This is a genomic window from Streptomyces sp. NPDC094034 (assembly GCF_040303865.1).
In the GTDB taxonomy this organism is placed as follows: Bacteria; Actinomycetota; Actinomycetes; order Streptomycetales; family Streptomycetaceae; genus Streptomyces.
On the sequence record NZ_JBEOUD010000037.1, the window covers coordinates 1 to 17,103 of the forward strand.

Here is a 17,103-nt window from a genome sequence, read left to right on the forward strand (position 1 = left end):
CTGTCCGGGAAAGGCTCAGGGCTCGCCGGGCTGCGGGAGCGACTGGCCGCGCTGGACGGGACCCTCGAAGCGGGGAGTACGGGGGAGGCGCCGCCATGGCGCCCTCGGCCGCCGGGACCACAGCTCCGGCCAGGTCCTGAGCAGCAGCCAGACCGCCGAGATCACGAACAGCGCGGCGGTGATCAGCAGCCAACGGCCGAGGAAGACATCGATATCGAGCCCCGTGGCCGGCTCGTACGGCTCGGAGGTCCGCAGTACCAGCGGCCAGTACACCAGCAGCAACAGAGCGGAGAGGAACGCCGGTACGCGTACGTGGTTGACGCCCGCGCGCGGCGCCGGCCGCCGACGCCGGGCCAGGGCGGTCCTGATGGCCCGGTCGCCGAGCGTGTACAGCGGCACCAGCACGAGATCGTGCAGCACCGCCGCGCCCACGAACCAGAGCACGATCAGCGGCCAGTCGCCGGCGAGCAGCCGGACACCCGCGTATCCGCAGACCGCGAACGAGGCGAGCAGGATCAGGAGTTGGACGGGCGACTCGCCGTACCACCGGCAAAAGCGCCGTCGTACGTCCAGGTGACGGCGCAGGTCCCGGAGACTCACCCGGGGCATTCTCATACGGGCCATGACGACTCCCCGAAGCTCAGCTGCCGGACCCACTTGGTGTTCATCACGCCCGGCGCGCCCGGCACGATGGTCCGCGCCGGATAGCCGTGATCCTCCGACAGCTCGGCGCCGTTGACCCGAAGGGCCAGCAGCGAGCGCGGATCGCGCACCTGGTTGTCCCGCAGGGCCACCTGCCGGAAGGAGCCGTGCGACTGCACCGACTCCACGTACACACTCGGCGGCGCGTCCCCGAACCCCACCAGGGCGGCGAGATCACGCAGCCGGACCCCTTCCCAGTGCTGGTCGGAGGTGGACCAGCCCTCCACACAGGCGATCGGCAGCGCGGAGGTGTGCTGGGCCATGCGTGCCAGCTCGGCCCGGGTCAGTACGGTCTCCCGGCCACCGCCCCGCACGGTCAGCCGCCAGTCGGGGCCGATGTCCCGCGCCCGGATCCCGACGGACCTCGCCGTCTTGTTGATCTGGAAGCCGTTCGGACCGGACCCGGGTTCACGGCCGTGCGGGGCGAGCAGCGCCGTACCGCGCAGCGAGCCGCCGATGCTCTGACCGGCCGTCACCACGAGCAGCGCCAGCGAGCCGACGCCCACCAACCCGAGCGCGCCGCGCCGCGAGAGGGTGGGCGGCGCCGGATCGCGGGAGACCAGACCGGTCTCGTCCAGCGGCTCGGGTACGGTCCGCGACACCGGGGTCCGCAGCTCCGCGCGGAGATCCCGGCCGCGCAGCGCCCGCACCGTACGCGGCAACCGCAGGGCCGCATGGGCGACGAACGCCCCGATGAACACCCAGGCACCGTAGAAGTGCAGCGGATAGAACGAGCCCGGGAAGATGTACTCCAACTGGACGTTGAGCACGCCGGTGACGAACTCGAACAGCCCGCCCCCGACGAGGAACAGCAGGGACAGCCGGTCCAGCGCGTGGCCGAGCGAGCGTACCGGCGGCATCACGAACAGCTTCGGCACGACCGACCACAGCTTCGCGAGCAGTACCGGTACGAGCACGATCCCGAGGGTCACATGCACGCCCTGCGTGACGCGGTAGAGCCAGTAGGGGTCGGTCGGCCAGGCGAAGAGATAGAAGCCGAGCAGCCCCTTGTCCGGTGTCTTGTCATTGACCGGCGACAGATCGGGGTTGTACGCGAGATAGGACACCAGTCCCGTCAGGAAGAGGACGGGGATGCCGATCAGCAGCACCACGGCGAAGACGGACGTCAGCCAGGGGCCACGCAGCGGGCTGCGCCACGATGGGGTCAGACGGGCGGGGACGTTCATACCGGTGACGGTAGGACGCGGGGCGCGCCGGACGCGCCTTTCGACTCATGACAGAACTCTGACGTCTGTCATTGGCCCCGAACGGCGGAGATCTGACGGTTCGATGACGCGGCCTGTCGATCGCCCCGGTAGGGGTGGTCACCCGCCTAACGTGACGCCGTGACCCTGCTACCCCGCCCCGGCACGGGCTCCGAGACCGCGCACACCCCGGACGCCGCGTGCGCACCGCCCGACCCCGGACACGGCTCGGGCCGCCGGCGCGACCTGATGGCGGCCGGAGCGGGCGCGCTTCTCTTCGCCGTCGCCGCCGTGTCCGGCACCCTGATCCAGCACTACGACGGGACCCTCCATGTCAGTTGGCCGCCCCTGCTGGCCCAGTGGATGCCGCACCTCGGGCCCGGCACGCTCCCGGCGCTCCTGACCGCCGTCGCGGTGATCGCGTACGGACCGCCCCTGGCCGTCCGGCTGTCCTGGCGCCGGCTGACCTGGCTCAGCTGGGCCGCCGCGCTGGCCTGGACCTGGGCGCTGGCGCTGGTGGACGGCTGGGGGCGCGGTGTGGTCGGCCGACTGACCACCCGGCATGAGTATCTGAGCGGTGTCGACCGGTTCGACGACATTCCCGCCACCCTGCGCGACTTCACGAAGCACATTCTGATCGGCCCGCCGGACAACTGGCCGACCCATATCGCGGGCCATCCGCCGGGCGCCATCCTGACCTTCGTCGGGCTCGACCGGATCGGGCTCGGCGGCGGCGCGTGGGCCGCCGCGTTCTGCGTGGTCACCGGCGCCTCGACGGCCGCCGCCGTCCTCGTGACACTGCGCGCGCTGGGGGCCGAGCGCGTGGCACGGACGGCGGCCCCCTTCCTCGTGCTCGCCCCGGGCGCGGTATGGGTCGGCGCCTCCGCCGACGGCTACTTCGCGGCCGTCGCCGGCTGGGCACTCGCCCTGCTGGCGCTCGCGGCCACCCGTACCGTGCGCGCGCCCTGGGCGGCGGCGCTCGGCTCCGGGCTGCTGTTCGGGGCGACGGTCCATCTGTCGTACGGGCTGACGCTGATGGCTGTCCCGGCCGTGGCCGTGCTCGTTCTCACCCGCGGGGCACGGCCACTGCCGGCGGCGGGGTTCGCCGTGCTGGGGTTCGCGGCCGTGGCGGTCGCGTTCCTGCTGGCCGGGTTCCACTGGTGGGAGGCGTACGAACTGCTGGTGGAGCGCTACTACCAGGGCGTGGCCAGGGAACGTCCGTACGGCTACTGGGTCTGGGCCAATGGAGCCTGTGCGGTGATCGCGGCGGGACTCGCCACGGTCGCCGGGCTCCGGCGCCTGCCGGCCGCCGTCCGCGGAGCCCAGGGCCCCGCCCGGGGGCCCGGGAGCGCCGACCGGACCGTCGCTCTGCTGTTGGCCGCCGTGCTCCTGGCGATGCTGGTCGCGGATCTGTCGGGGATGAGCAAGGCCGAGACGGAGCGTATCTGGCTGCCGTTCACGCTCTGGCTTCCGGCCGCCGCCGCGCTGCTGCCGTCCCGCGACCACCGGGGCTGGCTCGCGGCCCAGGCCTGTCTGGCTCTCCTCGTCAACCATCTGCTGCTGACGAGCTGGTGACCGCCGCGGCGGGTTACCGAGCGCGCGAGGTCAGATAGGCGACCGTGGCCGGATCCGCCGGCAGGAACGTCTCGATGGCCAGCTCGGCGACCGTCACATCCATCGGGGTGTTGAAGGTGGAGATGGACGAGAGAAAGGAGAGCACCCGCCCGTCGTGCTCGATGATCATCGGCAGCGCGAAGCTCGGCCCCGCGACGGAACGGAGCGCGCCCGTGTCCCCGGCGGCCACCGCGCCCTCCTCCGTCGCGGACCGCGCCGACGGGTACGCCGCGACCTCGTCGTACACGGCGCGCAGCGCGGGGGAGCGGTCCAGTGCGAGCTGGCGCTCCATCTGGTCCAGCAGATGCCCGCGCCACTCCGGCAGATTGCGGATGCGCGGAGCCAGTCCCTCCGGATGCAGGGTGAGCCGCATCGCGTTGAGCGGCGGCGCGAGCAGCTTCGCGGGCAGCCCCTCCATCAGCATGGCGATGCCCCGGTTCGCGGCCACCACGGTGTACGTCCCGTCCACGACGACCGCCGGATACGGCTCGTACCCCTGGAGCAGCCGCTCCAGTCCCTGACGCACGGCGTCCATGGCCGGGTCGTCCAGTGCCGTCTCGGTGAACCGGGGCGCGTAACCCGCCGCCAGCAGCAGGGTGTTGCGCTCCCGAACCGGCACATCGAGCCGGTCGGCGAGCCGGAGCACCATCTCCTCGCTGGGACGGGCGCGGCCCGTCTCGATGAAGCTGATGTGCCGGGCGGACGAATCCGCCCGGATCGCCAGCTCCAGCTGGCTGACCCGACGCCGCTTGCGCCAGTCGCGCAGCAGCGGACCGACGGCGGGCTCGGCGGCACGAACCGCCGTGGATCCGGTCGTGACCCGAGCCGTCGTACCGCGAGCTGCCATACGAGGACGGTAATGCACCGGTCCGGGGCGGGGCGTACGGGGTGCGGGCGGCACGGCGGGCCCGGCGGCGCGGCGGGACGACGTATCGTCGGCCGTGTCGCTGCCCGTTCCCGTGAGGAGCCCCGGCCATGGCCACCCAGCCGCTGTCGCAGAACGAGATCGAGGAGTTGCTGCCGGAGCTTCCCGGCTGGTCCGTGGAGGACGGCCTGCTGACCCGCACCTACCGGCTGGGCACGCACTTCGCCGCGACCGCGATGGTCGTCCATATCGCCCAGACCCAGGAGGAGTTGAACCACCACTCCGCGCTGACCCTGGGCTACCACACCGTGTCCCTCGCGGTCAGTACGCATGACGCGGGCGGTGCCATCACGGCGCGCGACATCGAACTGGCGCGGCGCGTCGAGGCGTTCGCCCCCGCGCACGGCGCCGCCTGACGGACGCCGCCGGTCCCGCGGCCGGACCTCCCGCCGGGCCATTTACGCTGGTGACATGGACGTACTGGCGGGACTGCTCGACGGACCTCGGGCGCGCGGGGCTTTTCTGCTGCGCATGGTGATGGAGCCGCCGTGGTCCGTACGGATCGAGGACCGGGCCCCGCTCTGCCTGATGTGTGTCACCCGCGGTGAGGCCTGGATCGTCCCCGACGGTGGCGGGGATCCGGTGCCGCTGCGCCCCGGGGATGTCGCGATCGCCCGCGGTCCGCAGCCGTATGTCGCCGCCGACAGCCCCGGCACCGCGCCACGCGCGCTGATCGGACCGGGCGGCGTCTGCCACACCCTGGAGGGCGAGCCGCTCGCCGGGTCCATGCGTCTGGGCGTACGCACCTGGGGCAATGCCCCCGACGGCGGGACGACCGTCCTGACCGGTACGTACCAGATGGACGGCGAGGTCAGCAGACGGCTGCTGGACGCGCTGCCGCCGCTGCTCCATCTGCCGGCCGACGCCTGGAACTGCCCGCTGCTGCCCATCCTCGACGACGAGATCTCCCGGGACGAGCCGGGCCAGAGCGTGGTGCTGGACCGGGTGCTGGATCTGATGCTGATCGCCGTACTGAGGGCGTGGTTCGCCCGGCCCGGCGCGCAGCCGCCCGGGTGGTACCGCGCCATGGCCGATCCGGCGGTCGGCAACGCCCTGCGGCTGATGCAGAGCGAGCCGGCCCGAGCCTGGACGGTCGCCTCGCTCGCCACCGTGTGCGGGGTGTCACGAGCGGGTCTCGCCCGCCGCTTCACCGAGCTGGTCGGGGAGCCCCCGATGGCATATCTCACCGGCTGGCGGCTCGCGCTCGCCGGGGATCTGCTGCGCGGCACGGACGCGACGGTCGATTCGGTCGCCAGGAAGGTCGGCTACAGCGGTTCGTTCGCGCTGAGCGCGGCCTTCAAACGCGTACGCGGCGTCAGCCCCCAGGAGTACCGGTCGGGCGCGCTGCCGGTCGGCTCGTAGGCCCTGTCCGACACAGAGCGCCGTCGGCCCGAACCGGCGGACGGCGCCGGGGTCCTGTCGTGCTCGCGCGCGATGGTGAGCACCGTCGGGCGCCTCAACGGTAGAGCGCGTCCATCTCGACCGCGTAGGCGGCCTCGATCGCCTTGCGCTTGAGTTTCAGCGACGGTGTCAGCAGACCCATCTCCTCGCTGAACGGATGCGCGAGGATCCGGAACGTACGGATCGACTCGGCCTGGGACACCGCCGTGTTCGCGGCGACCACCGCGCGCCGGATCTCCGTCTCCAGATCTTTGTCCCGCACCAGATCGGTGGGTTTGAGCGAGGGCCTGCCCAGAAGGGACAGCCAGTGGTCGACGGCCTCCTGGTCCACGGTCACCAGCGCCGCGATGTACGGCCGGTCGTTGCCGACCACGATGCACTGGGACACCAGCGGATGCGCCCTCACCCGGTCCTCCAGGGCCGTGGGCGAGACACTCTTGCCGCCCGAGGTGACCAGGATGTCCTTCTTCCGTCCGGTGATGGTCAGATAGCCGTCCTCGTCGAGCGAGCCGAGGTCGCCGGTGGCCAGCCAGCCGTCGCGCAGTACGGCGTCGGTGGCCTCGGGGTCGTTGAGATAGCCGGAGAAGATCTGGCCGCCGCTCAGCCATACCTCACCGTCCGCCGCGATATGCACCGAGGTGCCGGGGATCGGCTGGCCGACCGTGCCGTAGCGGGGGCGTTCCGGCGGATTGGCGGTGGCCGCCGCGCAGGATTCGGTGAGTCCGTACCCCTCATAGACGGTGACGCCCGCGCCCGCGAAGAACAGCCCGAGCCGGCGGTCCATCGCAGAACCGCCCGACATGGCATGCCGTACCCGGCCGCCCATCGCCTCACGGACCTTGCTGTAGACGGCTTTCTCGAAGAACTGGTGCTGTACCCGCAGCGTCGCGGAGGGGCCGGGACCGAGACCGAACGCCCGGTGCTCCAGCGCCTCCGCGTACCGCACCGCGACCTCCACGGCCTTGTCGAAGGGCCCGGCCCTGCCGTCGCTCTCGGCCTTGCGCCGCGCCGCGTGGAAGACCTTCTCGAAGACGTAGGGCACGGCCAGGATGAAGGACGGCCGGAACGCCACCAGATCGGGCAGCAGCGCTTTCGCCTGAAGGACGGGCTGGTGGCCGAGCTTCACCCGGCCGCGGATCGCGGCGATCTCGATCATGCGCCCGAAGACATGCGCGAGCGGCAGGAAGAGCAGGGTCGACGTCTCGTCACCGGGCTTGGCCCGGAAGACCGGCTCCCAGCGGTCGAGGACCGTGTCCGCCTCGAACATGAAGCAGCCATGGGTGATCAGGCATCCTTTGGGCCGTCCCGTGGTGCCCGAGGTGTAGATCACCGTGGCCACGGAATCCGGCGTCACGGCCCTGCGGTGCCGGTGCACCACCTCGTCGTCGATGGCGGCGCCCGCCGCGAACAGCTCGCCCACCGCGTCGGCGTCCAACTGCCAGAGCCGCTTGAGCCTGGGCAGCCGGTCGATGACCGAACCGATGGTCATGGCGTGGTCCTCGTGCTCGACCAGGCAGGCCGAGACCTCGGCGTCGTACAGCATCCAGTAGACCTGTTCGGCCGAGGACGTGGGATAGACCGGCACGGACTGCGCGCCCACCGCCCAGAGCGCGAAGTCGAAGAGCGTCCACTCGTAGCGGGTACGGGACATGATCGCGACCCGGTCACCGAACCGTACGCCGTGCGCGAGCAGTCCCTTGGCCAGCCCCAGCACCTCGTCACGGAACGCGGCCGAGGTCATGTCCCGCCAGATACCCCGCTCGTCCTTGCGGCCCAGCGCGACCCGTCGCGGATCGTCGACGGCATGATCGAACACGGCGTCCGCGAGCCCACCGATGTGGGGGGCGGCCGGCAGAGGGGGGACGGTGAACTCGCGCAATGACTTGCTCCTTGTGGCGCTCCGCGCAGCGCGGGTGACGGTACCCCAACGGGCGCTCCTGGGTGAGAGCGTCCACGGAACCGGAAGGAAGCGATGTCATCGCAGGTCAGGGCCCGGTTCGAGGCGGCTTTCGCGGGCTCGTGACGGACATCTGACCCTGGAGTAAGTGGCCGGTGGCGGAATCTCCACCGAATCCGTACGCCGCTGTCACGCACGCTCTACCGACCCGGGACGGTTGGTCCGTACCTGCGGGGGCCCCGCCGGTGCTCCGCCCGCCGTCAGTCGCCCGCCGCCGGCCGGTGCAGCCGGTCGCCGCCCGCCAGGATCGCCGCCGCCAGCGCGTCCGCGGCCTTCTGGGTCCCGGACCGGCCGCGGTGCCTGCCGTGGAGCAGGACGAAGTCCACCCCGCCCAGCTCGGGCAGCCCCGCCTTCGCCGGGACCGGGACCAGGCCCGGTGGTATCAGTCCCCGGGCGTGCGCCATGACACCGAGCCCCGCGCGGGCCGCCGCGATCAGTCCGCTCAGGCTGCCGCTCGTACACGCGATGCGCCAGCGCCGGTCGTGCGCCTCCAGCACCTCCAGCGCGCGGGCACGGGTGAGGGCGGGCGGCGGAAAGGCGATCAGCGGGATCGGGCGCTCGGGGTCGAGGCGCAGCCGCGGTGCCCCGATCCAGGCAAGGGTGGACTGCCAGACCAGCTCGCCATGGCGGTCGCCCGTGCGGCGTTTGGCCAGCACCAGATCGAGCCGGCCGTCCGCCAGCTGTTCGTGCAGGATGCCGGAGAGCTCCACGGTCAGCTCCAGGTCGACCTCGGGATGGTCGAGCCGGAAGGTCTCCAGGATCTCCGGGAGCCGGGTGAGGACGAAGTCCTCCGAGGCGCCGAATCTGAGCCGGCCGCGCAGCCGGGTGCCGGTGAAGTAGGCCGCCGCCCGGTCGTGGGCGGCCAGGATCGTCCGGGCGAAGCCGAGCATGGCCTCGCCGTCCTCGGTCAGCTCCACACTGTGGGTGTCCCGGGTGAACAGGAGCCGCCCCGTCGCCTCCTCAAGACGGCGGATGTGCTGACTCACCGTGGACTGGCGCAGCCCCAGCCGGTGCGCGGCCTGCGTGAAACTCAGGGTCTGGGCCACGGCCAGAAAGGTGCGCAGCTGTCGTGGGTCGTACATACCGCCAGGTTAGAGCGTTATCACGGACCGCGATGACAGTCAGAGCGGTATGCGGGATTCCCGATCATGGAGAACAGGGGGAGCATGGGGAGGCACGCACTGTACCGACAGTCAGTAGTGGAGCACATGAATCGCCGTCTTTCCCCGCGCGTCCGGATCCCGTCCCGGCTGCCTGTCGACCCCTACATCCTGGCGCTCATCGGAACCGTCGCCCTCGCCGCGCTGCTGCCGGCCACAGGGACGGCCGCCGACCTCGCGGGCGGCGCCTCGACCGGCGCGGTGGCGCTGCTCTTCTTCCTCTACGGGGCGCGGCTGTCCACCCGCGAGATGGTGGACGGGCTGAAGCACTGGCGGCTCCATCTGACCGTCCTCGCCTGTACCTTCCTGCTCTTCCCGCTGCTCGGGCTGGCCGCGCGAGGACTCGTACCGTTCGTCCTCACCCCCCAGCTCTACAGCGGACTGCTCTTCCTCTGCCTGGTGCCGTCCACGGTCCAGTCGTCCATCGCCTTCACCTCCATGGCCCGGGGCAATGTGGCCGCCGCGATCTGCGCGGGATCGTTCTCCAGCCTCGTCGGCATCGTGATCACCCCCCTGCTCGCGGCGCTGCTGATCGGCGGCGGGGCGGCCGGAATCTCCGCCGACTCGCTGTTCAGGATCGTCGCCCAGCTGCTGGCGCCCTTCCTCGCGGGCCAGTTGCTGCGCCGCTGGATCGTCGGCTTCCTCACCCGCCACCGGCCGCTGCTCGGCCTGGTCGACCGCGGCTCGGTCCTGCTGGTCGTCTACACCGCGTTCAGCCAGGGCATGGCCGCGGGCATCTGGCATCAGGTGACCCCCGCCAGGCTGGCGGCGCTGCTGGGCGTCGAGGCGGCGCTGCTCGCCGCGATGCTCTCGCTGAGCTGGTACGGCGGCAAGCGCCTGGGCTTCGGGCGCCCGGACCGGATCGCGATCCAGTTCGCCGGATCGAAGAAGAGCCTGGCGGCCGGGCTGCCGATGGCGAGCGTACTGTTCGGCGCGCAGGCGAGCCTGGCCGTACTGCCGCTGATGCTGTTCCACCAGATGCAGTTGATGGTGTGCGCGGTGATCGCGAAGCGCCGGGCGAAGGCCCCCGAGCCGCCGCGGCGACCGGATGTCCCAGGGCCCAGGAAGCGGCCCGCCTCGATCCGTACGCCCGTCGCCACGCCCGCCGGCGAGTGAGCCGAAGGGGCGCGTCGACGTCGAAAGGGCGAGCGCGCGGAGGTTCGTGAGGAACGAACGAATCGAGCACGGTCAACCGTCGACGTCGGCAGAAAGCGCCCCGGAGGCGAACCGAGCCTCAAGAAAAAGAGGCGAACCGAGCCTCAAGAAAAATAAGAACGGACCCGGCCGACGCAGGGGGCGCTCCCCGCCGGCCGGGCCCAGTTCCGTGCAGCGGGGGTGGTCAGACCCCGGTATGCAGGGCGATCCTCTCGTCCCCCGCGTACACGTTCATGGAGGTGCCGCGGAGGAAGCCGACGAGCGTCAGCCCGGTCTCCGCGGCGAGATCGACGGCGAGCGACGAAGGCGCCGACACCGCCGCCAGCACAGGAATGCCGGCCATCACGGCCTTCTGCGCCAGTTCGAAGGACGCGCGGCCGGAGACGAGCAGGATCGCCCGGGAGAGCGGCAGCAGGTCCTGCCGCAGCGCCCGGCCGACGAGCTTGTCGACCGCGTTGTGCCGGCCGACGTCCTCCCGGATGTCCAGCATCTCGCCGTCCTCGGAGAACAGCGCGGCCGCGTGGAGGCCCCCGGTCCGGTCGAAGACCTGCTGGGCCGCTCGCAGCCGGTCGGGGAGGCCGGAGAGCAGCGCGGGTTCGACGCGGACCGGGGGAGTGTCACTGATCGGGAACCGCGCCGTGGTCCGTACGGCGTCCAAGCTGGCCTTGCCGCACAGTCCGCACGAGGAGGTCGTGTAGACATTGCGCTCCAGCGTGATGTCCGGCACGGGCACCCCCGGCGCCAGCCGCACATCCACCACGTTGTACGTGTTCGAGCCGTCGTCCTTCGCTCCGGCGCAGTACACGATGGACTGGACGTCGGACCCCGCCGCCACAACCCCTTCACTGACGAGGAAGCCCGCCGCGAGCGCGAAGTCGTCGCCCGGGGTGCGCATGGTGATGGCGAGCGGCTTGCCGTTCAGCCGGATCTCCAGGGGCTCCTCGGCCACCAGAGTGTCCGGGCGGGTCGAGACGGCTCCGTCCCGGATACGGATGGTGCGGCGGCGCTCGGTTACCCGTCCCATGGTGATCCAGTCCTACTCGTCGGTGCTGCTGTCGGCCGCTGTCAGTGTTGTTGTACGTGCTGGTAGCCGAACCGCCCCTTGATACAGAGGTTTCCGTGGGTCACCGGGTTGTCGTGCGGCGAGGTGACCTTCACGATCTCATTGTCCTGCACGTGCAGTGTCAGGTTGCAGCCCACACCGCAGTAGGCGCAGATCGTGGTGGTCTGCGTCTGGGCCGGCTCGTTCCAGGTACCGGCCTCCCGCATGTCGAACTCCGACTTGAAGCTGAGCGCTCCGGTCGGGCAGACCTCGATGCAGTTGCCGCAGTAGACACAGGCCGAATCGGTGAGCGGCGTGTCGTGCTCGGTGGAGATACGGGCGTCGAAACCGCGGCCCGCGACGGAGATCGCGAAGGAATTCTGCCACTGCTCACCGCACGCGTCGACACACTTGTAGCACTGGATGCATTTGTCGTAGTCGCGGACGTACAGATCGTTGTCGATCTTCGGCTCTTCGTTCAGCCGGGCCGCGTCGGGACCGAAGCGCTCGGGCTTCGCGTCGTACTCCTTGATCCACTCGGCGGCCCTCGGGGTCGTCGAGAGATCCGTCGACGAGGCGAGGAGTTCGAGGACGACCTTTCGGCTGTGCCGCGCGCGCTCGGTGTCCGTGCGGACGTCCATGCCCGGCTCCGCGCGGCGCGAGCAGGCGGGCGCCAGCGTACGGGCGCCCTCCACCTCGACGACACACACCCGACAGGCGTTCTTCGGGGTGAGTGTGTCGCCCTCGCAGAGCGTCGGGATGTCCTTACCGGCCGCCCGGCAGGCGTCCAGCAGCGTGGACCCCTCCGGCACCCGGGTCTCCTGGCCGTCCAGTGTGAACTCGATCAGCCGGCGCGGCGGCTGAAGCGGTATCGCGGTCACTCGGCACCCCTTGACTCGAAGACGTCCAGACGGTCGATGGCGGACTCGACGGCGCTCCACGCGGTCTGTCCGAGACCGCAGATCGAGGCGTCCTTCATGGCCCGGCCGACCTCGCGCAGCAGCGCGATGTCCCCGGCGGCCTCGGCGCCCGTACGGTCCAGGATCCGGTGCAGGGCCTCCTCCTGCCGTACCGTGCCGACCCGGCAGGGCACACACTGCCCGCACGACTCGTCGCGGAAGAACTCGGCGATACGGAGCAGCATCCGCGGCAGTCGGACGGTGTCGTCCAGCACCAGCACCACACCGGATCCGAGTGTGGTGCCGGCCGCTCTGGTCCCCTCGAAGGTCAGCGGGATGTCCCGCTCGTCGGGCCGTACGAACCCGCCCGCGGCGCCGCCGAGCAGGATCGCCCGCACCTCGCGCGGGGTGCCCGCCAGATCGAGCAGGTCGCCGAGCGAGGCGCCGAAGGGCAGTTCGTAGATACCGGGGCGCGACACATTGCCGGAGACACAGAACAGCTTCGGCCCGGTGGACCCCTCGGTGCCGATCGCCGCGTACGCCTGGGCGCCGTCGGTCAGGATCGGCAGCACATTGATCAGTGTCTCGACGTTGTTCTCGGCGGTCGGCTTGCCGAACAGGCCCTGTTCCACGGGGAAGGGCGGCTTGGAGCGCGGCTCGCCCCGGTAGCCCTCGATGGAGTTGAACAGGGCGGTCTCCTCGCCGCAGATATACGCGCCCGCACCGCGCCGGATCTCGATGTCGAAGGCGTATCCCTGGCCGAGGACGTCGTCCCCGAGCAGTCCCCGTGCGCGCGCCTGGTCGATCGCGTTCTTCAGGAGGCGCAGGGCGCGCGGGTACTCACCGCGCAGATAGAGATAGCCGCGGTGCGCGCCGACCGCGTACCCGGCGATGGTCATCGACTCGATCAGGGAGTACGGATCGCCCTCCATGACCACCCGGTCCTTGAAGGTGCCGGGCTCCGACTCGTCGGCGTTGCAGACCAGATAGTGCGGGTGGGCCGGCTGGGAGGCGGTGGCCTGCCACTTGCGGCCGGTGGGGAAGGCCGCGCCGCCGCGGCCGACCAGACCGGCGTCGGTGACCTCCCTGATGACACCGGCGGCCCCGATGTCGAAGGCCCGCCGCAGCGCCGCGTAGCCGCCGTGCGCCCGGTAGTCGTCGAGGCTGTACGGGTCGACGACCCCGACGCGGCGGAGCAGCGTCAGCCCCGGCTGCCCGGCCTGCGGTACGGCCATCGAGGCGGCGGGTTCCGCGGGCGCCGCCTCGGGCGCGGCCGTGGCCAGGACGAGCGCCTCGGCGGTGGCGGGGGCGATGACGGCCGTGGCGTACGGCCGGGGCGGCGGCTGCGTCGCCCCGGCCCTCTCTGTGGTTCCGTCGTGCTCCGTCGCCCTGTCTTCCTCCGCGGCGCCCGCCTGGATGAGCAGCGCCGCCGGGGCCCGCTCGCAGAGGCCGAGACAGGGGCTCGGCTGCCAGACGGCGCCGGCCGTGGGCACGCCCGCGGGTGCCAGGCGCTCCTCCAGGCTCGCGCAGAGCGCCTGGGAACCATGGGCGGCGCAGGCCAGGTCGGTGCAGACGTGCAGCACCTTCGCGGGGCGGGGTTTGACCGCGAACATCGCGTAGAAGGTGGCCACGCCGTACGCCTCCGCCGGCGGCACCGTGAGCCGTCGGCAGAGGTAGTCCAGCGCGCCCTCGCTGATCCAGCCGATGCGGTCGTTGACCGCGTGCAGCCCCGGCAGCAGCAGGTCCCGTCGCGCCCGTGCCTCGCGACCGCCCCGGGCCCAGCGCAGATCCGTGTCCGTACGGTCGTCCGCGCCCTCCCAGGCCGAGGCCGGCGGGCCGAGCAGGTCGTCGATCGCAGCTCGCTCCTCGTCGGTCGGCTTGCTGTCACCGAAGTGCAGGTCCACTGAGTCTCAGCTCCTTGACGCCGCTGCGGGCAGCTTCTCGATCCGGATCGCCGACGCCTTGAACTCGGCGGTGCCCGCGATCGGGCAATTGGCCTCGATGGTCAGCTGGTTGGTGTCCACCTCGTCGGGGAAGTGCATGGTCATGAAGGCCAGTCCGGGACGGAGCCCCGGGTCGACCCAGACCGGTGCCTGTACGGTGCCGCGCCGCGACGAGATCCGGACCTCCTCGCCCACCGTCACCCCGTACCGCTCGGCGTCCTCCGGGCACAGCTCGACATACTCGCCGCGCCGCAGCGGCGAGGCGAAACTCCCGCTCTGCACACCGGTGTTGTACGAGTCGAGCCGACGGCCCGTGGTGAGCCTGATCGGATACTGCTCATCCGTCAGATCCACCGGCGGATCGTGCTTGACGAGGCCGAAGGGGGCGAGCCGGCCGCGCTTGGCCGGGTCGGCCTCCCACAACCTGCCGTGCAGATAGCTCGGTTCGAGCTTCTCGGTGTCCGGGCAGGGCCACTGGATGCCCTGATGCTCCGCCAGCCGCTCATAGGTCATGCCGTAGTGGTCGGGGGAGACCGAACGCAGCTCGTTCCACACCGACTCCGCGTCCGCGTACTTCCAGGCGTGCCCGAGCCGGCCGGCCAGATCGCAGATGATGTCGATGTCCTCACGCGCCTCGCCCGGCGGCTCGACGGCCTTGCGCACCCGCTGCACCCGGCGCTCGCTGTTGGTGGTGGTGCCGTCCGTCTCCGCCCAGGCGGCGGTGGCGGGCAGCACCACATCGGCGAGTTCGGCGGTCTTGGTGAGGAAGATGTCCTGCACCACGAGACAGTCGAGCCGCTTCATCCGCTCCACGGCCTGTTCGCTGTCCGCCTCGGACTGCGCGGGGTTCTCGCCGATGCAGTAGACGGCCTTGAGCCCGCCGGTCTCCATCGCCTCGAACATGTCCGTGAGATTGAGCCCGTAGTGCGGCTGGATGACGGTGTCCCAGGCGGTCTCGAACTTCCGCCGGACATCGGGCTCCAGGATGTCCTGGAAGCCGGGCAGCCGGTTGGGGATGGCGCCCATGTCGCCGCCGCCCTGCACATTGTTCTGGCCGCGCAGCGGCTGTACACCCGAACCGTACCGGCCGACATGTCCGGTGAGCAGGGAGAGATTGATCAGCGCCCGTACGTTGTCGGTGCCGTTGTGGTGCTCGGTGATCCCCAGCGTCCAGCACAACTGAGCCCGTTCGGCGCGGGCGTAGGCGTGCGCGAGCTCGCGGATCGCCTCGGCCGGTACGCCGGTCACCTGCTCGGCGACCGAGAGCGTCCACGGCTCGACCTCGGCGGCGTACTCCTCGAACCCGGTGGTGGCGCGCTCGATGAACGAGCGGTTGTGCAGCCCCGCGTGGATGATCTCGCGGCCGACCGCGTGGGCCAGCGGGATGTCCGTACCGACGTTCAGTCCGAGCCAGCTCTCGGCCCATTCGGCGGTGGAGGTGCGGCGGGGGTCGACGGCGTACATCCGCGCGCCGTTCCTGATGCCCCGCAGCACATGCTGGAAGAAGATGGGGTGGGCGAAGCGGGCGTTGGAGCCCCACATCACGATCAGATCCGTGTGGTCGACCTCCCCGTACGAGGAGGTGCCGCCGCCGGATCCGAAAACGGCGGAGAGACCGGCCACGCTCGGCGCGTGACAGGTCCTGTTGCAGGAGTCCACGTTGTTGGTGCCCATCACCACGCGGGCGAACTTCTGGGCCACATAGTTCATCTCATTGGTGGCGCGGGCGCAGGAGAACATCCCGAACGCGCCGTGTGCGGCGCGCAGGCCCTCCGCCGCGCGGTCCAGCGCCTCGTCCCAGGTCGCCCTGCGGAAGGGGCCGCCCTTCTCGTCCCGCACCAGGGGGTGGGTGATGCGGGCATACGTTTTCGGCGTTCGGTCTCGCTTCTTCACGCTGCGCTCTCCTTTGGGAGTGATGGCCGCGCCCCATTGCATACAGTATCCCGGTGGCGGGCACGCGGGGGAACCCCGGTGCGGGGATTTGACGCGTACCCGCCCCCTCCTTGGACAAGTGACGAGTGATCAGGCGGCGGCGGTCACACCGCGGGCCAGCAGATCGGAGATCGCGTCCACCGTGCGGAGCGTCGGCACCGGAACGTCACTGATCGCGGCGAGTTCCACGACAGCGGCGAGCAGGACGTCCAACTCCAGCGGCTTGCCCTTCTCCAGGTCCTGGAGCGTGGATGTCCGGTGGTCACCGACCCTTTCCGCGCCGGCCAGCCGCCGTTCAACGGATATGTCGGGGCGGCAGCCCAGCGCCTCGGCGACCCGCAGGGCCTCCGACATCATCAGTTCGATGACCTCGCGGGTGGAGCGGTGCAGGCACATCTCCCGCATGGTGGCGCGGGTCAGGGCGCTGATCGGATTGAACGAGATATTGCCGAGAAGTTTGATCCAGATGTCCTCGCGCAACTCGGCCTCGACGGGACATTTGAGACCTCCCGTCCGCATGGCATCGCTGAATTCCAGACACCTCGCGGAAACCGAGCGATCGGGTTCGCCGATCGAGAACCGGGTGCCTTCGAGATGCCGGACGACGCCCGGTCCCTCCAGCTCCGTCGCCGCGTACACCACACACCCGATCGCACGTTCGGGTGGGAGTACGGCGCTGACCGAGCCGCCCGGGTCGACGCTCTCGACCCGCCGGCCGTCGTGCGGACCGCCGTGGCCGTGGAAATACCACCAGGGGATGCCGTTCTGGGCGGCGATGACCGCCGTGCTGTCCTTGAGCAAAGGCGTCACCAGCGGCCCGCACGCCGCGTAGGAGTTGGCCTTCAGTCCGAGGAACACATAATCGACCGGACCGATGTCCTCCGGCCGGTCGGTGGCGTGCACCCGTGCGGTGAAGTCACCGCGCGGGCTGAGCACCCGGACTCCGCGCTGCCGCATGGCCGACAAATGCGGTCCACGGGCTATGAGATGGACGTCGGCGCCCGCTCGGTCGAGCGCGGCTCCGACATAGGCGCCGATCGCTCCGGCGCCGACAACTGCGACTTTCACTGTGGGGCTCTCCGTTCGGTTTGAGGGAGACCGAGGGAAGGGTCACACTCCGCTCGCTGCTTTCTGTGCTGTTGATCACACTGCGCATTGACAATATATT

14 protein-coding genes are annotated in these 17,103 nt (G+C 70.8%); 4 read left to right on the forward strand and 10 right to left on the reverse strand.

Annotation, left to right across the window (positions count from 1 at the left end; genetic code table 11):
- Positions 1-15: 15 nt before the first annotated feature.
- Both ABTZ59_RS27435 and ABTZ59_RS27440 read right to left on the reverse strand, forming a co-directional pair.
- On the reverse strand, positions 16-600 hold the full coding sequence (locus ABTZ59_RS27435; RefSeq protein ID WP_503003762.1) for a hypothetical protein: 585 nt from the start codon (positions 598-600) through the stop codon (positions 16-18).
- An 11-nt stretch (positions 601-611) separates the two neighbouring features.
- Entirely contained in the window at positions 612-1,889 is a 1,278-nt protein-coding gene (locus ABTZ59_RS27440; RefSeq protein ID WP_351418711.1) for a molybdopterin-dependent oxidoreductase, read from the reverse strand.
- Positions 1,890-2,156: 267 nt separating this feature from the next.
- Between ABTZ59_RS27440 and ABTZ59_RS27445 the strand changes: the two genes are divergently transcribed.
- Complete coding sequence (locus ABTZ59_RS27445) at positions 2,157-3,482, forward strand: hypothetical protein (RefSeq protein WP_351418869.1); 1,326 nt, start codon at positions 2,157-2,159, stop codon at positions 3,480-3,482.
- Between the two features lie 13 nt (positions 3,483-3,495).
- On the opposite strand, the gene ABTZ59_RS27450 is transcribed toward ABTZ59_RS27445, so the two are convergent.
- A complete protein-coding gene (locus tag ABTZ59_RS27450; RefSeq protein ID WP_351418718.1) occupies positions 3,496-4,368 on the reverse strand; it encodes a helix-turn-helix domain-containing protein in 873 nt (290 codons plus the stop codon).
- A gap of 128 nt (positions 4,369-4,496) precedes the next feature.
- Between ABTZ59_RS27450 and ABTZ59_RS27455 the strand changes: the two genes are divergently transcribed.
- Both ABTZ59_RS27455 and ABTZ59_RS27460 read left to right on the forward strand, forming a co-directional pair.
- The gene (locus ABTZ59_RS27455; protein WP_351418723.1) at positions 4,497-4,802 is read left to right on the forward strand and encodes a 4a-hydroxytetrahydrobiopterin dehydratase; all 306 of its coding nucleotides are present in this window, start codon (positions 4,497-4,499) and stop codon (positions 4,800-4,802) included.
- A gap of 55 nt (positions 4,803-4,857) precedes the next feature.
- Positions 4,858-5,808, forward strand: coding sequence for an AraC family transcriptional regulator (locus tag ABTZ59_RS27460; RefSeq protein WP_351418728.1), 951 nt, complete (start codon positions 4,858-4,860; stop codon positions 5,806-5,808).
- A 94-nt stretch (positions 5,809-5,902) separates the two neighbouring features.
- Here ABTZ59_RS27460 and ABTZ59_RS27465 read toward each other — a convergent pair whose 3' ends face one another.
- Both ABTZ59_RS27465 and ABTZ59_RS27470 read right to left on the reverse strand, forming a co-directional pair.
- Positions 5,903-7,726 carry an AMP-dependent synthetase/ligase gene (locus ABTZ59_RS27465; RefSeq protein WP_503003763.1) on the reverse strand — a complete coding sequence of 608 codons (1,824 nt, stop codon included), beginning with the start codon at positions 7,724-7,726 and terminating at the stop codon, positions 5,903-5,905.
- Positions 7,727-8,004: 278 nt separating this feature from the next.
- Positions 8,005-8,886: a LysR substrate-binding domain-containing protein gene (locus ABTZ59_RS27470; RefSeq protein ID WP_351418733.1), complete on the reverse strand. Its 882-nt coding sequence runs from the start codon at positions 8,884-8,886 to the stop codon at positions 8,005-8,007.
- A 126-nt stretch (positions 8,887-9,012) separates the two neighbouring features.
- Between ABTZ59_RS27470 and ABTZ59_RS27475 the strand changes: the two genes are divergently transcribed.
- Positions 9,013-10,080 carry a bile acid:sodium symporter family protein gene (locus ABTZ59_RS27475; RefSeq protein ID WP_351418740.1) on the forward strand — a complete coding sequence of 356 codons (1,068 nt, stop codon included), beginning with the start codon at positions 9,013-9,015 and terminating at the stop codon, positions 10,078-10,080.
- Between the two features lie 223 nt (positions 10,081-10,303).
- On the opposite strand, the gene fdhD is transcribed toward ABTZ59_RS27475, so the two are convergent.
- From fdhD to ABTZ59_RS27500, 5 genes are all read right to left on the reverse strand, one after another.
- Positions 10,304-11,143: a formate dehydrogenase accessory sulfurtransferase FdhD gene (fdhD, locus tag ABTZ59_RS27480; protein ID WP_351418747.1), complete on the reverse strand. Its 840-nt coding sequence runs from the start codon at positions 11,141-11,143 to the stop codon at positions 10,304-10,306.
- A 41-nt stretch (positions 11,144-11,184) separates the two neighbouring features.
- On the reverse strand, positions 11,185-12,042 hold the full coding sequence (locus ABTZ59_RS27485; protein ID WP_351418750.1) for a 2Fe-2S iron-sulfur cluster-binding protein: 858 nt from the start codon (positions 12,040-12,042) through the stop codon (positions 11,185-11,187).
- Entirely contained in the window at positions 12,039-13,964 is a 1,926-nt protein-coding gene (locus ABTZ59_RS27490; protein ID WP_351418754.1) for an NAD(P)H-dependent oxidoreductase subunit E, read from the reverse strand. Before ABTZ59_RS27490 ends, ABTZ59_RS27485 begins: the two co-directional genes overlap by 4 nt.
- 6 nt (positions 13,965-13,970) lie before the next feature.
- Positions 13,971-15,896: a molybdopterin oxidoreductase family protein gene (locus ABTZ59_RS27495; protein WP_351418759.1), complete on the reverse strand. Its 1,926-nt coding sequence runs from the start codon at positions 15,894-15,896 to the stop codon at positions 13,971-13,973.
- A gap of 129 nt (positions 15,897-16,025) precedes the next feature.
- Positions 16,026-17,003 (reverse strand): 2-dehydropantoate 2-reductase, encoded by a 978-nt coding sequence (locus ABTZ59_RS27500; RefSeq protein WP_351418761.1) that lies wholly within the window; start codon positions 17,001-17,003, stop codon positions 16,026-16,028.
- Positions 17,004-17,103 lie beyond the last annotated feature (100 nt).